At 71.8% G+C, this 16,408-nt stretch carries 17 protein-coding genes and 2 pseudogenes; 5 read left to right on the plus strand and 14 right to left on the minus strand.

Features of this window, described 5'->3' with window-relative positions:
- A partial coding sequence (locus AA75_RS25825) for a thiamine pyrophosphate-binding protein (protein ID WP_033822649.1) occupies positions 1–407 on the minus strand: 407 nt, incomplete at its 3' end.
- A 104-nt stretch (positions 408–511) separates the two neighbouring features.
- Positions 512–640: a hypothetical protein gene (locus tag AA75_RS53535; protein ID WP_255369525.1), complete on the minus strand. Its 129-nt coding sequence runs from the start codon at positions 638–640 to the stop codon at positions 512–514.
- A 311-nt stretch (positions 641–951) separates the two neighbouring features.
- Between AA75_RS53535 and AA75_RS25830 the strand changes: the two genes are divergently transcribed.
- A complete protein-coding gene (locus tag AA75_RS25830) occupies positions 952–1,317 on the plus strand; it encodes a PRC-barrel domain-containing protein (protein ID WP_033822650.1) in 366 nt (121 codons plus the stop codon).
- Between the two features lie 411 nt (positions 1,318–1,728).
- Here AA75_RS25830 and AA75_RS25835 read toward each other — a convergent pair whose 3' ends face one another.
- Both AA75_RS25835 and AA75_RS25840 read right to left on the minus strand, forming a co-directional pair.
- Positions 1,729–2,931: a PP2C family protein-serine/threonine phosphatase gene (locus AA75_RS25835; protein WP_051813365.1), complete on the minus strand. Its 1,203-nt coding sequence runs from the start codon at positions 2,929–2,931 to the stop codon at positions 1,729–1,731.
- The gene (locus AA75_RS25840) at positions 2,928–4,535 is read right to left on the minus strand and encodes a CHASE3 domain-containing protein (RefSeq protein WP_033822651.1); all 1,608 of its coding nucleotides are present in this window, start codon (positions 4,533–4,535) and stop codon (positions 2,928–2,930) included. Before AA75_RS25840 ends, AA75_RS25835 begins: the two co-directional genes overlap by 4 nt.
- A 111-nt stretch (positions 4,536–4,646) precedes the next feature.
- Here AA75_RS25840 and AA75_RS25845 point away from each other — a divergent pair, with 111 nt between their 5' ends.
- The gene (locus AA75_RS25845) at positions 4,647–5,420 is read left to right on the plus strand and encodes a response regulator (protein WP_082526832.1); all 774 of its coding nucleotides are present in this window, start codon (positions 4,647–4,649) and stop codon (positions 5,418–5,420) included.
- 927 nt (positions 5,421–6,347) lie between these two features.
- Positions 6,348–6,662, plus strand: a complete 315-nt coding sequence (locus AA75_RS49775; RefSeq protein WP_033822652.1) for a hypothetical protein — start codon at positions 6,348–6,350, stop codon at positions 6,660–6,662.
- Here AA75_RS49775 and AA75_RS25855 read toward each other — a convergent pair.
- From AA75_RS25855 to AA75_RS25880, 4 genes and pseudogenes are all read right to left on the minus strand, one after another.
- A complete protein-coding gene (locus AA75_RS25855; RefSeq protein ID WP_033822653.1) occupies positions 6,659–6,844 on the minus strand; it encodes a DciA family protein in 186 nt (61 codons plus the stop codon). The two genes, AA75_RS49775 and AA75_RS25855, sit on opposite strands and share 4 nt — an antisense overlap.
- Before the next feature lie 98 nt (positions 6,845–6,942).
- Positions 6,943–8,195, minus strand: a pseudogene (locus AA75_RS46010) (RNA polymerase sigma factor).
- The gene (locus AA75_RS25875) at positions 8,192–8,545 is read right to left on the minus strand and encodes a YciI family protein (protein WP_033822657.1); all 354 of its coding nucleotides are present in this window, start codon (positions 8,543–8,545) and stop codon (positions 8,192–8,194) included. Before AA75_RS25875 ends, AA75_RS46010 begins: the two are co-directional and overlap by 4 nt.
- A 124-nt stretch (positions 8,546–8,669) precedes the next feature.
- Positions 8,670–8,858, minus strand: a pseudogene (locus tag AA75_RS25880) (hypothetical protein); the annotation flags it as partial.
- A gap of 656 nt (positions 8,859–9,514) precedes the next feature.
- Between AA75_RS25880 and AA75_RS25885 the strand changes: the two are divergent.
- Positions 9,515–9,739 carry a hypothetical protein gene (locus tag AA75_RS25885; RefSeq protein WP_033822659.1) on the plus strand — a complete coding sequence of 75 codons (225 nt, stop codon included), beginning with the start codon at positions 9,515–9,517 and terminating at the stop codon, positions 9,737–9,739.
- Positions 9,740–9,883: 144 nt separating this feature from the next.
- Positions 9,884–10,162, plus strand: coding sequence for a hypothetical protein (locus tag AA75_RS25890; RefSeq protein ID WP_149038379.1), 279 nt, complete (start codon positions 9,884–9,886; stop codon positions 10,160–10,162).
- Positions 10,163–10,251: 89 nt separating this feature from the next.
- Here the strand turns inward: AA75_RS25890 and AA75_RS25895 are convergent, their stop codons facing one another.
- The 6 genes from AA75_RS25895 to AA75_RS25920 all read right to left on the minus strand — a co-directional run bounded on the left by AA75_RS25895 (position 10,252) and on the right by AA75_RS25920 (position 16,184).
- Positions 10,252–10,653, minus strand: coding sequence for a hypothetical protein (locus AA75_RS25895; RefSeq protein ID WP_051813367.1), 402 nt, complete (start codon positions 10,651–10,653; stop codon positions 10,252–10,254).
- Positions 10,654–11,265: 612 nt separating this feature from the next.
- On the minus strand, positions 11,266–11,511 hold the full coding sequence (locus tag AA75_RS25900) for a hypothetical protein (protein ID WP_051813369.1): 246 nt from the start codon (positions 11,509–11,511) through the stop codon (positions 11,266–11,268).
- 736 nt (positions 11,512–12,247) lie between these two features.
- Positions 12,248–12,952, minus strand: coding sequence for a metal-dependent hydrolase (locus AA75_RS25905; RefSeq protein ID WP_033822661.1), 705 nt, complete (start codon positions 12,950–12,952; stop codon positions 12,248–12,250).
- 385 nt (positions 12,953–13,337) lie between these two features.
- Positions 13,338–14,108 carry a SigB/SigF/SigG family RNA polymerase sigma factor gene (locus AA75_RS25910; protein ID WP_051813373.1) on the minus strand — a complete coding sequence of 257 codons (771 nt, stop codon included), beginning with the start codon at positions 14,106–14,108 and terminating at the stop codon, positions 13,338–13,340.
- A gap of 367 nt (positions 14,109–14,475) precedes the next feature.
- Positions 14,476–15,444, minus strand: a complete 969-nt coding sequence (locus AA75_RS25915) for a sensor histidine kinase (protein ID WP_033822662.1) — start codon at positions 15,442–15,444, stop codon at positions 14,476–14,478.
- A complete protein-coding gene (locus AA75_RS25920) occupies positions 15,441–16,184 on the minus strand; it encodes an MEDS domain-containing protein (RefSeq protein ID WP_051813375.1) in 744 nt (247 codons plus the stop codon). Before AA75_RS25920 ends, AA75_RS25915 begins: the two co-directional genes overlap by 4 nt.
- Positions 16,185–16,408 lie beyond the last annotated feature (224 nt).

Here is a 16,408-nt window from a genome sequence, read left to right on the forward strand (position 1 = left end):
TGCTCGGGGACGGTGACCATCTCGCAGTACGCGGAGGCGACGTCCTTGTAGAGCGAAAGGAGGTCGACCTCCTGCTGGTAGGAGCCGCCCATCGCGCTGCGGTCGGTCTGGCCGACGATCGCGACCACCGGGACGTGGTCGAGCTTGGCGTCGTAGAGCCCGTTGAGCAGGTGGATCGCGCCGGGGCCGGAGGTGGCGGCGCAGACCCCGGTGCGGCCGGAGAACTTGGCGTAGCCGACGGCGGCGAAGGCGGCCATCTCCTCGTGCCGGGCCTGGACGAACTGCGGCTTGTTGTCGGCCCGTCCCCAGGCGGCGAGCAGGCCGTTGATGCCGTCGCCGGGGTAGGCGAAGACCTGGTCGACGTCCCACTGGCGCAGTCGTTCGAGGATGTAGTCCGCGACCTTCATCTTGGGCTCCGTTCAAGCGTCGGCTCTCCGGCGGGGAGGGCATCCCCCGCTCGGTCGTCTCACCCGTCAGGGCTGCCCGAAACACGGCCCCGGCCGCTGTGGGGTCAGCTCCGGGAGGTGAGCGCGGCCATGATCGTGGCGGCGCCGAGGGCGAGCCAGACGAGGTGGTCGCCGAGCGGCCCGGAGTGCAGCCGAGGGGCGCCGGCCCAGCGGCCCGGCCGGCCCCGTGCCATCCGACGACCTCGATCCGGGCGGCGCGCCGCACCCTGCGGGCTGCCGGCGCACCGCCGAGTCCGCCGCATTCTCCGGGCCACCCCGCACGCCGCCGACGGCTCGGAGCAGTCTGCCGCGCAGGAAGTCACCCTGTTGGCGCAGCTGTTGCGAGCGCCATCCACGGGCAGCCGCGGAGCGCGCCTGCCCGTTCCTGCCAGCCGCATGCATCCGCTTCAGGAAGGTGTGGCGCACCGGGTCCGGGGCAGGCGGGGGCCGACAACGCGTCACGCCGGGACCGGCCCGGCGGGCGTCACAACACGAAGGAGACGCGATGAGCGGCATCGAGATCTGGGACTTCCGCAGCACCTCCGGCCACGTCTCCGGCAACGATCTGGTCGGCTTCCACGTCGAGGCCACGGACGGCCCGATCGGCAAGGTCGACAAGCTGTCCGAGGAGGTCGGCGCCCGGTACCTGGTGGTGGACACCGGCCCGTGGATCTTCGGCAAGCACGTCCTGCTCCCGGCCGGCACGGTGGTGCGGGTCGAGCAGGAGGAGAAGAAGGTCTACGTCGACCGCACCAAGGACGAGATCAAGGGCAGCCCCGAGTTCGACTGGGACCAGCACCGGACGGACGCCGGCTACCAGGAGCGGTACACGGGCTACTACGGCCCGTTCTACGGTGGCCCCGTCATCTGACCCGGCCTCGCAAGAGCCGGCCGCGGGCCGCCACCGACACCGGTGGCGGCCCGCGCCGCTGCGCCCCCGGAGCCTCAGGTGCTGTCACCGCCGGGCGTCTCCGCGATGGCGAGTTCGGGCTCAAGACCCTCCGGCAGCGCAGGCGTTCGGAGCCCGCTCTCGCGGCGCCAGGCCTCGAACGCCCAGGCGCTCGACGCGACCAGCGCGAGTCCGGTGGTTCGCCGTCGGGCCCACCCGAGCGGCCTGAGGTGGTCTGCCCTGAAGTCCGCTCACCACACCGGCGATCGACCGTGGGCATGGCCCGGGCCACCACCGGCGGGCCGGGCGCCCCCGGAAGGCGCAGGATTGCGACCGCGCCGTCCACCAACCTCACGGGCAGCGGCACCAGCTGCCCGCGCGGTCGTCGGGTCCTCAACGGCCCGGTCGGGGCCCCCAGTCGAGGCGGAGCACGGCGAGGTCATCGGTGTGCCGGCCGGCGTTCAGGCTGTGGGTCTCCTTGATGAGCAGGTCGACGTGCGCGGCCGGGTCCGCCGTCGGCAGACTGCCGATCAGCGTGAGCAACCCCTCGACGCCGAGCCGCTCGCCCGTGGTCCCGTTGTGCCCTTCGGTCAGGCCGTCGGTGTAGAGGGTGAGGGCCCCACCGGCCGGGAGCGGGACGACCGTCAGGGGCCAGCTGCGCAGTCCGGGCATGATGCCGAGGGCGATGCCGTGGGCCGCGGTCAGCTGGCGGGTGCCCTCGGCGGTGGTGATGAGGGGTTCGTGGTGGCCGGCGAGGTGCAGGGTCGCGGTGGCGGCCTTCTGGTCGAGAGTGAGCAGGGTGCAGGTGGCGAACTGCGACTGGCTGACCCGTTCGGCGACCAGGATGCGTTCCATCAGGTTGAGCAGGTCCTCGCCGCGGTGTCCGCCGAGAACGAGGGAGCGCCAGGCGATGCGCAGGCAGACACCGAGCGCGGCGGCGTCGGGGCCGTGTCCGCTGACGTCTCCGACGACGGCGTGCAGCAGGCCGTCGTCGCCCTCCACCACGTCGAGGAAGTCCCCGCCGAGCAGGGCCATGGCGGTGCCCGGCAGGTAGCGGGTGGTCACCGTCACCGTGGAGGTGTCGATGATCGGCGGCGGCAGCAGTCCTCGCTCCAGGCGGGCGTTCTCCTCCGCCCGGAGGCGGGCCGCCTGGGCCTCGATGCCGGCGCGTTCGGTCTCACTGCGGTACACGGCGTAGCGGACCGTGCGGTGGAGAAGCTCCGCCTCGACCTTCCCCTTGACCAGGTAGTCCTGGGCACCGGCGGCCATCGCGTCGGTGCCTGCCTTGGCCTCGGACAGGCCGGTCAGGACGATGACCGCCGTGTGCGGGGCAAGGGCGCGGACGGCGGTGACAGCGGCGATGCCGGCGGCGTCGGGCAGGTGCAGGTCGAGGAGGATGCAGTCGGTCGCACCGGCGGCCAGTGCGCTGCGGGCCTCGGTGAGGGTGGACCGGGTGGTCAGCTCGAAGCGCAGCCCCGTGTCGTGCAGGAGCTCCTCCACCAGGAGGGCGTCGCCCAGGTCGTCCTCGATCAACAGGATGCGGTACAGCGGTCCTTCGGAGGCCGTCCCTGCGGAGGCCGCCACGGCTGCGGTCATCGCGGCTGCTCCTGTTCGGCACGGTCCGCTTCCGGAATCGCGGAGGGGCCGGGGAGTTGTGGCGGCTCGGGCGCCAGGGTGAAGGTGATGCGAGTGCCGTCCGGATGGTCGAGGTCGATGCCGATCGTTCCGCCGTGGAACTCGACGATCTTCTTGCACATGGCCAGGCCGATGCCGCTGCCGGAGTAGGCGTCCTTGGTGTGCAGCCGCTGGAAGATCAGGAAGACCTTCTCGGCGAACTCCGGTGCGATGCCGATGCCGTTGTCGGTGACCGTGAAGCGCCACAGCGGGCCTTCGCGTTCGGCCGAGACGTGGATCCGGGGTTCCTCGCCGGGGCGCCGGAACTTGACGGCGTTGCCGATCAGGTTCTGCCAGAGCATGCCCATCTGGGTGGGGTCGGCGACCAGGGTCGGCAGTGGATCGTGGGTGATCCGGGCCCCGGACTCCTCGATGCCGACGCTCAGCGCGGCCAGTGTCTGCTCCAGCGTCTTGTCCAGGTCGACTTCCTGGTGGGCGTGGTGGAGGCGCCCGACGCGGGAGAAGTCGAGGAGGTCGTTGATGAGGGTCTGCATCCGGTTCGCACCGTCGACGGCGAACTCGATGTACTGGTCGGCCTTGGCGTCCAACTGACCGCCGTACCGGCGCTTGAGGAGCTGGGTGAAGCTGGAGACCTTGCGCAGCGGCTCCTGCAGGTCGTGGGAGGCGACGTAGGCGAACTGCTCCAGCTCGGTGTTGGAGCGCTGGAGGTCGGCGGCCTGGGCGTCCAGGCGCAGGCGCGCCTGCTCGGTGTAGGCCAGCTCCCGGACGAGGCGGCGGCGCATGAAGTCGATCTCGGCGCTGAGGCGGCGCAGGTCGGCGGGGCCGGTGGAGGTGATGGGGTGGTCGAAGTCGCCGCCGGCGATGGTGCGGGCGTCCGCGCCGAGTCGTTCCAGCGGCCGGTTGATGCCGCGGCGCAGCCCTTCGAAGACCAGGGCCGCGAGGAGCACGATGAGGATCGCGATGGTGCCGAACACCCAGTTGCGCAGGGCCAGCGTGGACACCAGGTCGTCCCTCGCGCGGGTGCGATCCGCGCGCAGCCGGTCCTGTTGGCTGCTCAGCTCGGCCCGTACGGTGTCGAATGCCTGCTTGCCCTGGGCGGCGAGGGCGGTGGCAACCGCGGAGGGAGCACCGGGCGGGGAGGCCGCGACCGGCCGGGCGATCTGCTCCTGCCAGGCCGACATCGCCTGCTGGACGTCGGCCAGGTCCTCCAGCGCCGGGGCGTCGTCCTTCAACAGGTCTGCGAGGTGCGCCGCCTGGGCTTCCTGGTCGGCGAGTCCCTGCTGGTAGGGAGCGATGAACTCGGTTGATCCGGTGAGGCCGTAGCCGCGGATTCCGGTCTCCTGGTTGAGCATCGCGGATTCCAGGCGGAACGCGGTGGACAGCGCCGGGGACTTGACGTCGACGAGGTCGGTGCTGATGGTCTGGGTCCGCTGAAGGACCCAGGCCCCGGTCACCCCGAGCAGGGCGAGGACCACCAGGGCGACGGCTGCTCCGACGCGTAGCCACCGCCGGGTCGTCCAGGTGGAGACCCACCGTGTCCTAGGCAGCCCTTCTTCGCCGGTCATGTCCCAACCCTCCACCTTGACGGTCGCCTTCAAACCGGCGCAGCGCACACTGTAGAGGGCAGCCGACAATGAATGTTGTCGCAGGGTCATCAATGGCCCTATGGTGCCGGTATGCCTGGCAAGAACTTCGTGTTGCGTACGACGCAAGATGAGACGGCCGCCGTCGCGGACGCGGTGGTCGGCAGGCTGGCCCGGCGCCTGGTGCTCGAGCTGTTGGACCAGTCGTCACCGCAGACCGGGGACGGCCCGGCGCGTCCACTGTCCATGCTGCACATGCTGGACCATCTTCAGCAGGCGACCGAGCGGCTCCAGCGGAATGCCGCGGTGGCAGCGGTCCGGGCGGGCGCCGGCTATCCGCAGATCGGTGCGGCCTGCGGGATGACCCGCCAGGGTGCCCGGCGTCGCTGGCCGGGAATCTTTGACCATTCCAACGAGGCACCTACGGAGCGTCCGATGATGACCAGCCCCGCCCGTCCCTTCGACGTCCTGCTCGTCGAGGACGATGTGGCCGATGCCATGCTCATCGAGGAGGCCCTGTCCGAGCGAGGGGCTCGCAATCTGGTTCAGGTCACCGACGGACTCGCCGCCCTGGAGCACCTTCGGGCACCCGGCACCGTGCGCCCGGACCTGATCGTCCTCGATCTGAACATGCCGCGGATGAACGGCCGTGACCTGCTGAAGGTCCTGAAGACGGACGAGGACCTGAGGACCATCCCCGTGGTCGTCCTCACCACGTCCTCCGCTCCCGACGACGTCACCGGCGCCTACAGCAGCCATGCCAACGCGTATGTGACCAAGCCCGTCAATCTGGACGAGTTCGAGCAGGCCGTCCAGACCATCGACGCCTTCTACCTCGACACGGCCACCCGTCCGCCGCGCACCTGACGGCCGAGCAGGCCGGCTACCCGACCGAGGCCGGCGTGCACCGGCCTGCTCCACCTCGCAGTCCGATCCGGGGAGACCAGTGGCTCCATCCCGGTCCGGGCCCACCCTGGGCAGGTCGCGCCGAGGGAGATCACAGCCCACGCGGGGCGGGCAGCGGTTCGCTCCGGGCACGCCGCAGGAACACAGGCCCGGATGGTCCGCTCGGGGGTACCGGTTCGGCCGGTGCCGGTCGGTCTCGTGGCAGGCTGCGTGCTGCGGAAGGCTTCATGCCACTCGGCCCGAAGCGGCGGCATCCGCCGGTTCTCGCCCGACCGCTGACGGCCGACTGGATCGAACATGCCTGGGCGGAGCGCACGCCGCCTGCCGGTGCGCTCCGCTTCCGGGCCGGTTCCGTCGACCGTCCGGGGCCGCTCCCTACCAGCGGTATCAGCAATGACGCCGCCCGGACGAGTGCGTGCCGCGGGCCACGAATCCCACCGGCCACGTCGTCGGCACGATGACCGCTGCCCACCGCAGGGCCGGCTGACCCCCGCCTGTGCGGGGGTCAGCCGAGACGAGTCTCTTCCCGGGGCCCGCGGCGGATCCTGCTGCTCGTTCACCGCGTACTCCACCAGCCCGAGATGCCGGTCCCCGGCCGGCCGGGGACCGGCATGCTCAGGTGCGGGAAGGGGGTTTCACGCAGGTCGACCAGGAACGCCACGACCGCGGAGAACACATCGGCCGGCGTGCCAGGGCGGCCGCCGTGGTGGCGGGCCGCAGAGTCCGGTCACGCCGCGCTGGTACGAGGTGTTGCGCGATTGGCGGTGCGCAGCGGGGTGGCGCCGGCCCGGGTGGCGCGGGCGACGGAGAGCGCGGCGCGGTGGCGCTGGCGCTGCTGGCGGGCGTGCTGGTCGGCGTCGGTGGCCGGGTGTCCACGATCGCGGGTCGGTGGGCGTGCTCGGGCTCGCGCAGCCAGTTGTAGGTCCGGCGCAGGATCTCCTCTCGGGCACCTGCGGCTTCGTCGAGCGCGGCTCGGCGGGCGGTGGCGTCCTCGCGCGTCCGGCGGCGCAGCTCCTGGTAGGTGTGGCGGTCGGTGAACGGGGGCCGGGCCGGCCTCATGGTGGGCCGGTCGTCGGGGCCCTGGTCGGGCTGCACCACGCGGGCGGGGCCGACGCGGACGTCGACAGCTATCACGGTTCCGGGCCGCAACTGCTCGAGGGCGGCGAGGATGCGGCGCACGCTGGGGCGCAGCCGGGCGGCTAGGCCGGGGCGTCGGCGGGCACGCGCAGGCGGCGGGTGGCCGGGTCGTAGACGGCGAGGTGCCAGTGGGCAGCGGCGGCCGGGCCGACGACCTCGGGCCAGTGGTCGCGCGGGCGTCCGCCGGCGGTGCCGAGGGTCCAGCCGTGGGCGGCGGCCAGGGCGAGGAACACGTCCGCGACCGGCATCGGGCTCGCGCGGCCCGCGGTCGCGCGGCGCGGCCGGCCGGACGGTGCGGGTGCGCCGGGTGGTGGCGTTGCCGTCGGCGCGGGCGGCGACGGGCCGATCAGCGATCGGTGAGTTCCGCGAGTCTGCGGGCGAGCGTGGCTCGCTCCGGTTCGTTGCCGACGAGGTCGAGGGCGGCCCGATAGGCGGCGGCCGCCTCGGTGGTGCGGCCCAGTCTTCTGAGCAGGTCGGCCCGTGCTGCGGGAAGCAGGTGGTAGCCGCGCAGTTCCTCGGTCTCGGTAAGGCAGTCCAGCAGGGTGAGGCCGCCTCGGGGCCGTTGCGCATGGCGATGGCGACGGCCCGGTTCAGCGCGACGAGCGGGGATGGCTCGATCCGGAGCAGCACGTCGTAGAGCGCGACGATCTGCGGCCAGTCGGTGGTGTCGAAGCTGGCCGCCTCGTCGTGCAGCGCCGCGATCGCCGCTTGCACCGCGTACGGTCCGACGCCGGGACCGGTCAGGGCCGGCACGACGAGTCGCTGCCCCTCGGCAATGAGGTCGGCGTCCCACAGAGCACGGTCCTGGTCCTCGAGCAGCACCTGGCCTCCCGCAGCGTCGATCCTGGCCGCGCGCCGGGCGTCGGTGAGAAGGAGAAGCGCGAGCAGCCCGGTCACTTCGCGTTCTCGGGGGAGCAGCCGGTGCAGGATCCGGGCGAGCCGGATGGCTTCGTCGGCCAGGTCCGGGCGGAGGAGGTCGTTGCCGGAGCTGGCGGCGTACCCCTCGGTGAAGACGAGGTAGATGACCCGGAGCACGCTGGGCAGGCGCGCGGGCAGTTCGTCCGCTCCCGGGACGCGGAAGGGGATGCGCGCACTGCGGATCTTGCGTTTGGCGCGCACGATGCGCTGGGCCATCGTCGCGGTGGGCACCAGGAATGCCCGGGCGACCTCGGGTGTGGTCAGGCCCGCGAGAAAGCGTAGTGTCAGCGCGGCCCGTGCCTCCGGTGAGAGCGCGGGGTGGCAGCAGGTGAAGAACAGTTGCAGCCGCTCGTCGGGGATGTCATCGAAGCCGGACTCTACGGGGACCGCAGTGACGGCACGGTCGCTCTCCACCTGCAGCACCGCCAGCCGCTGCGCGTATGTGCGGTCGCGCCGGATCCGGTCCACGGCCTTGCGGCGTGCCGTGGTGAGCAGCCACGCCAGTGGTTTGTCCGGCACTCCGTCGACCGGCCACCGCTCCAGCGCGGCCTCGATCGCGTCGGAGGCGACCTCCTCGGCAAGGTCGAGGTCTGCGAACCGGGCAGCGAGCAGAGCGAGCAGCCGGCTCCGGTCCTCGCGGAACACCGCCTCGACGGAGCGGGCCGCTCGCTGCTGGTTCACGACTGATCCGGCTCCCAGACCGTGCGGACCTCGACGGTGCCGTACCGGGCCCCGGGGCACCGAGCCGCCCAGTCGAGCGCGGCATCCAGGTCGGGAACATCGAGCAGGTAATAGCCGCCGACGATCTCCCGGGTCTCGGCGAACGGCCCGTCGGTCACGACGCGCTCACCATTGACACGGACACGTACGGTGGTCGCGTTCGAGGTGTCCAGGGCGTTTCCGTCGAGCTTGACGCCGGCATCGGAGACGGCCTTCTCGAACGCCATGAACTCTTCCACGGTCGGTCCTTGGGCCGGCCGCTCCTCGGTGGAATCGGGCGACGGGGTGTTGATCAGCAGCAGGTACTTCACGGTGCGCTCCTCGTGCATCGGGTTGGTTGCGCAGGTATGACGAACGGCCGGCAGGAGAATCGACAGGGCGACCGAAGAATTCTGTCGTGAATGTGGGGCGACCGGGAGTGCCGCCGGAGCGTCATCACTGCTCGTCGGCGGTGTGCGGGTCGCGCAGCGGCCGCATCCCGCCCGCAAGCTCCGGCAGCTGGAAAGAGTACCGTCCGAGCATGTTGACGTGGTGCCGCACAGTGGTGCCGCACAACGGGGAGAGTCGGGCGACGTCCTCGTCGCGGACGTCGAACCCGTCGGCGCGCAGCTGGGTGAGGGCGGCACAAGGATCCAGGATGCCAGGTCTGCTCCCAGTCCTGCCCGGCTCATCGCTCTGAGGGCGTTCCTGGAGGCCATGGCATCGGTGACGGAGTGGCTGGGGTGCGGCACCCGATCGTGTTGGCGCCGATGGGAGGGGCAGCCAGGGGTGCGCTTGCGGCGGCCGTTCTCCGGAGCGGGCGGGCTCGGGATGCTGAGCGGCGTGTGCGGGGGCCGGGAGTGGTTGGTGCGGATACTGCCGCCGGGAAACCGAGTTGACGCGCGATCTGACTGAACGTCAGGACTTCCGGCGCGACGTGGCGCGAGGGGTGATCCCCCCGGTGTCGGCCTGCCAGGCGGTCGACGTCGTCACCGTCTTGGCCACGCAGGCCCGGGATGCAATGGCCGAGCTGGAAGGCGCCAGCTGGCCACGGGCCCAGGGCCGACGACGTGCAGCCCGACAGCGGTCACCCACCGTTGCATCAGTAACGGGCTGGCCATGGGGAATCCGGGGTGGCCGCCGTCGCTCGGCGCGCTCGGTCGGCAACAGTTGCGGGCCGGCGCGGCCCGACCTGTCGAGTCCGCAGGACGGCATCGCGGTCGGAACCGGACCCTGCCCCACGTGTGGCTGCGCCTGACCAGTTCGGCTGGTCACGGGATGCCCTCCCCACGCCAGGGTAGGTGCAGGCCATCAACACGAACATCACGGAACGTGACGTCGCGACCGAGGGCGAGGCGGACGAGGTGGCGGACAAGCTGCTGCGCGAGACGGCCGCGGCCGTGGAGGCAGTACGCGCGCAGGGCGTACTGATGCGCGGTCGGCCCGCCACCGGCCATACGTCGATCAGCGGGACTGGCGACCGTGAACTGGGCGCCCCCGCCGGCGAGCAGCCCGGCGCGGGGTGACCACGGGACGTCACTGGCTCTCCTGCCGCCGTCCACCGACCTGGCCGGCCAACCGGTGACTGCGCAGAGTGCTCGCCACTTTGCCTGCCGGGCATGTAACCCGTCGGGCCGAACGGCGTTCATACCGGTATGACGATCCCGGACATGGTCGCGAATTCCGCCCGGCCCAGCCGCTGCCCCGCCCTGTGGCTCGCGCAGCAGATCTTCCTCCGTGTCCGCCGGCCCGCAGGACGGCTGGACGCGATGATGGGCCGGGCGCTCGCGGCCAACGCGGCCGGTGCCCTGCTCCGCGCGCTGGGCGAGCCGGACACCGCCCCGGCCGGGGACCGGCAGGTGCTCCCGGTCGCCGACGGCGCCGCCCGGTCCGAGGCTCGGTGGCACCAGGTGGGTTCCCGGGAGGGCATGTGGCCGACGACAAGCTGACCGATCAGGACCTGGACCTGCTCCACCGGTGCGTTGACATCGCCCCTGGTGTGGGCGCCGACCGCGACGACCTCGGTCGGGCGGCTGCCTCAACCGGTGGACGGCCCGGAAGGATGGCGGTGCTCCTCCTGCCAGGCGACCGCCCGCATCACCTGCTCCTCCCCCAGGCCCGTCATCGCGATCAGCCGGTCGTACATCTCCTCCCAGCCCAGCGGTCCGAGCAGGCGCACCGCACGGGTGATCTGCCCGGACCACAGCTCCTCCGGTACGAAGGGGCGGTGTTGGTAACCGACGGCGAGCGCGATCAGGTGCGCGTCGCAGCACGCACGCAGCAGCCGCTCGCCGTCGAACCGGGCGTCCCCCGACACCGCCGATGAGTCCGGCACCCGCAGCATCACCAGGTGCCGGACCGGAACCAGGCGGCCGCACGCGTCGCACAGCTCCGGCACCTCGCCGGACCCCGGCCCCGCGCCGCAGTCGGAGCGATCCATGCCTCCGGCTTACTCCCCCACCCGCGACCGACGCGGCCCGCAGCGAATGAGCCGCGAAAGGGCCGCGAAAGCAGGGCGATCACCTGGCGCGGATCGGTGGCCTCGCCGAGTCCGAAGTGCACGACCGCCTCCACAGCCTCTGGCAACAGGACTGCCTCGATGCCGGCGGCGCGATCGTGCTGCGCGGCCGCACCAACGCGGTCTTCTCCCTCGCCACCGCACTCATCGTCGTCAAGATCGTGCGCCGGGCATCCCGCTCGCGGATGTCCGGCGCACGGTCCAGCTGTCGAGTGGCTGATGGGCCGAGACTTGCCGAGCGTCTCGCTGCGCCCGATCCCGCAGTCGGTCGTCGCCACAGGCCGAGCGGTCCGTTCCGGGAGTACCTCCCGCAGGCCGGTCATCCTGTGCCGACGACCGCGCTCACCGATCCGCTGTGGCTGCTTCACCAGCTGCCGGCGCCGCCGCTCACCGTCCGGCTGGTCGAAACGGCCGGCGTCATCCTGTCGATGCCTTGCGGTGATCTCCGCGCTGCCCACCCCCGAGGTCCGGCTCCTGACCGATCGCCTCGCAGGCGAAGCGGCAGGCCGAGTCCGGCGGTGGGGATGCACCGCGTCAGCCGATGTCGATTCCCGTGACGACCGGTTCACCGGCCGTGACTTCGCCGTCGCGGTATCCCGCCCGGCCGAAGGCCCGGGAAGCGACGGCCAGTGCGGCGGCGCCGGCCTCGGTCCGGTCGGCGGCTTCGACCTCCAGGCGTAGAACGAAGGTGTGCTCGGCATTGTCGACGGTCAGCACGTCGAGATCCGGCACCTCGGCTCCGACCCGTTCCGGGTCGGTGCCCCTGACCGCGGCCAGCACCGCTTGCTTCGCGTCCTTGTCGATCGGACGACGGAGAGTCCCGGGAATGGTGATGACATAGCTACCCATGGGATTCGTATGACCCCTCTGTCCGGATGGAAACGCCGGAGCGCCCGATCGGGTGATGGCGAAAGGCCGGGTGATTCACTTGTCCGCCTCACCACGTGCCCGGACGTCAGCGGTGCTCGGAGGCGAAGGTCGGGCGGACCGCCCCGCGTCGGCCTGGTCGGCAAGCGAGTGAGGGAGCGGCTGGGCCCGGCGGCTGCTGAGAAGCCACACCGTCGCCCCGAGCAGTGCGGCGGCGGCAGCCGCGGTCACCACCACCACCGTTGCTGGTCCGGGGCGCTCCAGCGCCGCCCCCTCCCCCAGCGGTGCCCCGCCTGACCGCTGCCGCTGTGCCGTGCACGCGACGGACGCACGCGTCCGTCGCCCTGGCAACGCGGTGCTCGGGGCCGGCTGCCCTGCTCACGGCGGTCTCAAAGGCGCGATGCACCGCTTCGAGCCCGCCGTCGGCAGCCGTGCGCGTGCCGCGCGCGGCCTCGACGGCACGCTCGCGCACCATGTCCACACCCCGCGCCACCGTGTCGGTGCCCAGCCCGTTGCTGCTGCACATGTGCTGCCTCCCGATGCCTGCTCTCTGCGTCTGCCGGTGGCCGTCTACCCGGAATCCGGAGGCGTACGGCTTCTGTGCCGTGCACGGTGCGTCCAGGCGGCGAGGTCGGGCCGCACGCGGTGCTCAGCCGGTGAGGGCGGTCGGCGCAAAGGCCGCCAGCCAGACCAGCACGAGCGTGCCGACTGTCATGACCGGTACGAGGAAGCGGGTTTCGAAGCGGTTGCCCGTCCGTTTGATCAGCACCATCTCGAACCGCCGCCGGTACGGCCACAGGAGTGGCACGCCCTGCCGGGTGAGGCAGTCCCCCAGGACGTGGGTGAGCGTTCCGATCACCACCGCGTAGGGCAGCCACGTACCGGTCCCGGGGAGCCAGGTGTGGGCCGAGGCCGTCCCGATCGCGGCCAGCCCGACGGTGGTGGCCCGCGAGTCCGCACAGCGCCCGGAGGTGTGCGAGCGGAGGGCGTGGACGGCGAAGAGGAGCAGAGTGAACGTCAGGCCGTCGGTGAATCCGCGCTCCCAGCGCTCCACGGCCGCCCGGCTCCCCGCTCCTGCCAGCGCCACGAACACCAAGGAGTGGGTGGCGTGCCGGTGTCCTCCCGAGAGCCGGGCGATCGCTCGGCACGCGAGCCGTGAGAACGGTCCGAAGAGGTGCGCCAGGGTTCCATCGTGATGATCGAGGTCCGGGAGAAGCGCCGCGCCCGCACTCAGGACGGCGCCCAGGAGCACCTCTCCGGGCTGCAGCGGGCGGCCGATCACCAGCGGTGGCAGAAAGGGTGCCGCAGCCGCGAACACCAGCGCTCCGCTCACGGCGTGCGAGTGACCCATCATGCGCTTCCCCCTGTTCCCAACCGCCCACGACCAGGTCAGTGGAGCCTTCCCGCGCCCATGGAGCGGGTGTCCGCGGCTGTATCCATCCCGTCGGTCCGGCCTTTGCATCCGGCCCCTCTCGGCGCACCGGAGATAGGCCGGCGGTCGGCTCAGCCGTCGGGGCCCGGGATGCCGACGGCGGCGCACGACGGGAGGGCCGTAACCGGGAGTCGAGCGGGCGCTGTCCCCGGGGCCCGAAAATGCCCGGCGCGCCCGGAGGGCTTCCGCCGTGGCCGGGGATTCTCGAGGTGTGTCTGGTCGGCCAGCCCGAAGCGGCCCGGCCGACCACGTCACGAAGACCGCTGCACCCGTTCTCCGGTGCGAATCCCGGCCCGGCGTGCTGCTGTCACTCCTCGGTCAGCAGCGCGGTGCGCAGGGTGTCGAGGATGCGCTTGAGCATGCGGGAGACGTGCATCTGGGAGTATCCGAGCAGTTGGCCGATCTCGGCCTGGGTCAGCTCCGAGCCGAAGCGCAGCGACAGGACCTCGCGGTCACGCTCCGACAGTGCGGCGATGGCGGGTTTGAGTGCCTCGCGGCTGAGCACCAGTTCGAAGTCCTGCTCCTCGAACGCGATCCGGTCGCCGAGGGTTGAGCTCTCGTCCGTGTTCGAGTTCGCGCCCATGTCGAGTGAGTCGGCGGTCTGGGCCCGGCTGGCGATGATGCCCTCGCGGACCTCCTCCTCGCTCAGGTCGAGGTGTTCGGCGAGTTCGGCGGTGGTGGGGGCGCGGTCGTGCAGCTGCTGCAGTGCGTCGGTGGCCCTCGCGAGGGCTATCCGCCGCTCCTGCAGCCGGCGGGGCACGTGCACCATCCAGCCGGTGTCGCGGAAGAACCGCTTGATCTCACCGGCGATGGTGGGGATCGCGAAGGTGGTGAACTCCACACCCTGCGCCGGGTCGAAGCGGTCGATCGCCTTGATCAGGCCGACCGTGCCGACCTGGATGATGTCCTCCATCGGCTCGCTGCGGGTGCGGTAGCGGCCGGCCACGAACTTCACCAGCGCCATGTTCAGCTCGACCAGCGTCCCGCGGACGTAGGAGAACTCCCGGGTGCCCTCCTCCAGCTCGCCGAGGCGCCGGAACAGCGTCCGGGACAGCACCCGGGCGTCCGCGGGCGACACCGCCGACGGATCCTCGATCCGCGGCAGCGGAGCCGGGCCTGCTGTCGTCCCGCTCGGAAGCGTCGGAGCTGCGATCGGGGCTGCGATCGGCGTGATGGGGCTCAGGACGGCCATGGCTCTCCCTCTTCCGGCCTTGTGGGTCGTTCGTCCCGCGCTGGGACCCCGGCCGTGTACCCCGCGCCTTTCGAGGGAACCAACAACTCGCCATCTTCTCCATGTCTCCACAGGCCGGACAGACGCGGGCATTCGTCAGACGTCATGCGCTGCAGCGGAACTGGGAGCACGAACCCGCGGCGCAACACACCCGCACTGCGGTACGCCGCCCGGGCCGGGGCCCGTGGGGAAGCCCGCGGCCTTCCGGACGACGTCAGCCGCCGTCGGCCGCCATGGTGAGGCGGATGACGGTGCCGGTGTCCGGGCTGCTGCGGATCTGGACGAGGTCGCACATCTGCTGGACCAGCCAGAGGCCCCGGCCGCCGATCTGGTCCATGGTGGGGCGGACCCGGCCGGCCAACGGGTCGTCGATGTACCCGGTGTCACGGAACTCGCAGATCACTCGCGCGTCGGCCGCCCAGGTGCGCAGCGTCCCACCGCCCGCGTGCTTGACGCTGTTGGCGGCGATCTCGGTGGCGGCGAGCAACAGGTCCCGTAGCCGGTCGCCGGTCAGGCCGTGCCGGCCCGCGCAGGCTGTGATGCGTTCACGAACCGATGCTAGCTCCCCTGCCACGAAGGTCAGCTCCTCGTTCGGGTCGCAGGGGTCGGTCAGCGGCTCGAAGGCGTACGGGCCCTCGATGAAGGCCGTCGCAGGCTCCGGGCCGTCCTGGCCGAGTACGAACGGGTGGCAGCGCTGCAACGCGCCCAGGGTGCCTTCGGCGACCGCGGCGGTGTCGAACGGGCAGAGCAGCCACCACACCGGTGAGTCGGCGAACGCCCGGTTGAGCAGCCACTCGTGGTAGCGCAGCTCGGCGGTCTCGGCCTCGGTGCGGCCGGGCCACCGGTTCTCGCTGATGGCGCGGACCGGTCGGCCTGCTTGGGCGACCTTCCCGATCCAGGCCTGCCACATGGGGATCAGCCGGCCCGGGTTGCCGCCGAGCTCGCCGGTGTCCAGGAAGGACACCCGGTCCGCGGTGCCGGCACCGACCAGCGCTTCGCGCAGCGACTGTTCCCGTGGGCCGGAGACGGCGACCACGACCGACTCACCTGCTTCCAGGGCGTGCTCGACGAACGAGAGGGTCCCGGAGAGGAAGCGGCGCTCGTCGGCGTAGGGGAACAGGATGTGGCGCACGCCGGTCTCCGGGGAGCGGGCCGGACCGGGAGCGGAGTCGAGGTGGTTCACTGCATCAGCTCCACGGGGATTTCGGGATGCTCGAACCCGAGCAGCGACCAGCTGCGGCGGAGGGTCTCGTTGGCGTGCCGGAGTTCGATCCGGCGGTCCTGGCGGCCGCGGGCGACCTGTGCCAGGGCGGTCAGCCCGGTGCTGTCCATGAACTCCAGCCCCGCGCAGTCCAGGTGCAGCACCGGCACCCGCGCCACCAGCTCGCCGAGTGCGGTGCGGAACGAAGCCGCGCCCTCGGTGTCGACGACACCGCTGACGCTCCACCGGTCACCGGCAGAACTGAACAGCCGGAACGACGGCGCGACCGGTCCCGCGCCCAGATGGTGCGGGTGCACGCCGACGGCCTGGTCGATGGCCTCGGGCGTCAGCGCCGCACGGGCGTAGACGCACACCAGGATCGTGCCCCGGTCGGCGGCGAGGGCATCGAGTCTGAGCTCGTGCCGCGCCACGATCTCGGGGCGGGTGTCGTCGGCGGGCAGGCCGCTCAGGTCCGCGAGCACCCGCAGGGTACGGAACCCCTCGCGGTCGGCGCGTTCGGTACCGCGGCTGACCTCGTTGAAGAGCGATTCCCAGGATGCGGGGCCGCGACGCTCTCCGTCCGACTCCCCGAGAAGCAGCACCATGTCGCCGAACAGCTCGCCGTCGGCCACGAAGGCGCGCGTCGGCCCGGTCGTGTCCTCGCCCGGGTCGACCATCCAGCAGACGTGGTCCCCGACGTCGACCGGATCGAGTGTCGTCACACGGCGTGCTGTCCTCACTCCAACCCCTTCGCCCGCCCCTGATCGACAACTCTAGTCGGTGACATCGGCCCGCGCGGGGCGGCGCCACCCTGCCGGGTGGCGGTGGGTGGTCGGTGTGGCGGCCGGTGTCGCGGCCGGTGTTCCGCCCGGTGTGGACCCAGGCAACCGTCAGACCGCTGAACGGGTGTTAGAGGAGCTAACACAAAGCTCTGGTGTGGCCATGT

The sequence above is a fragment of the Kitasatospora sp. MBT63 genome (genome assembly GCF_000710465.2).
In the GTDB taxonomy this organism is placed as follows: Bacteria; Actinomycetota; Actinomycetes; order Streptomycetales; family Streptomycetaceae; genus Kitasatospora.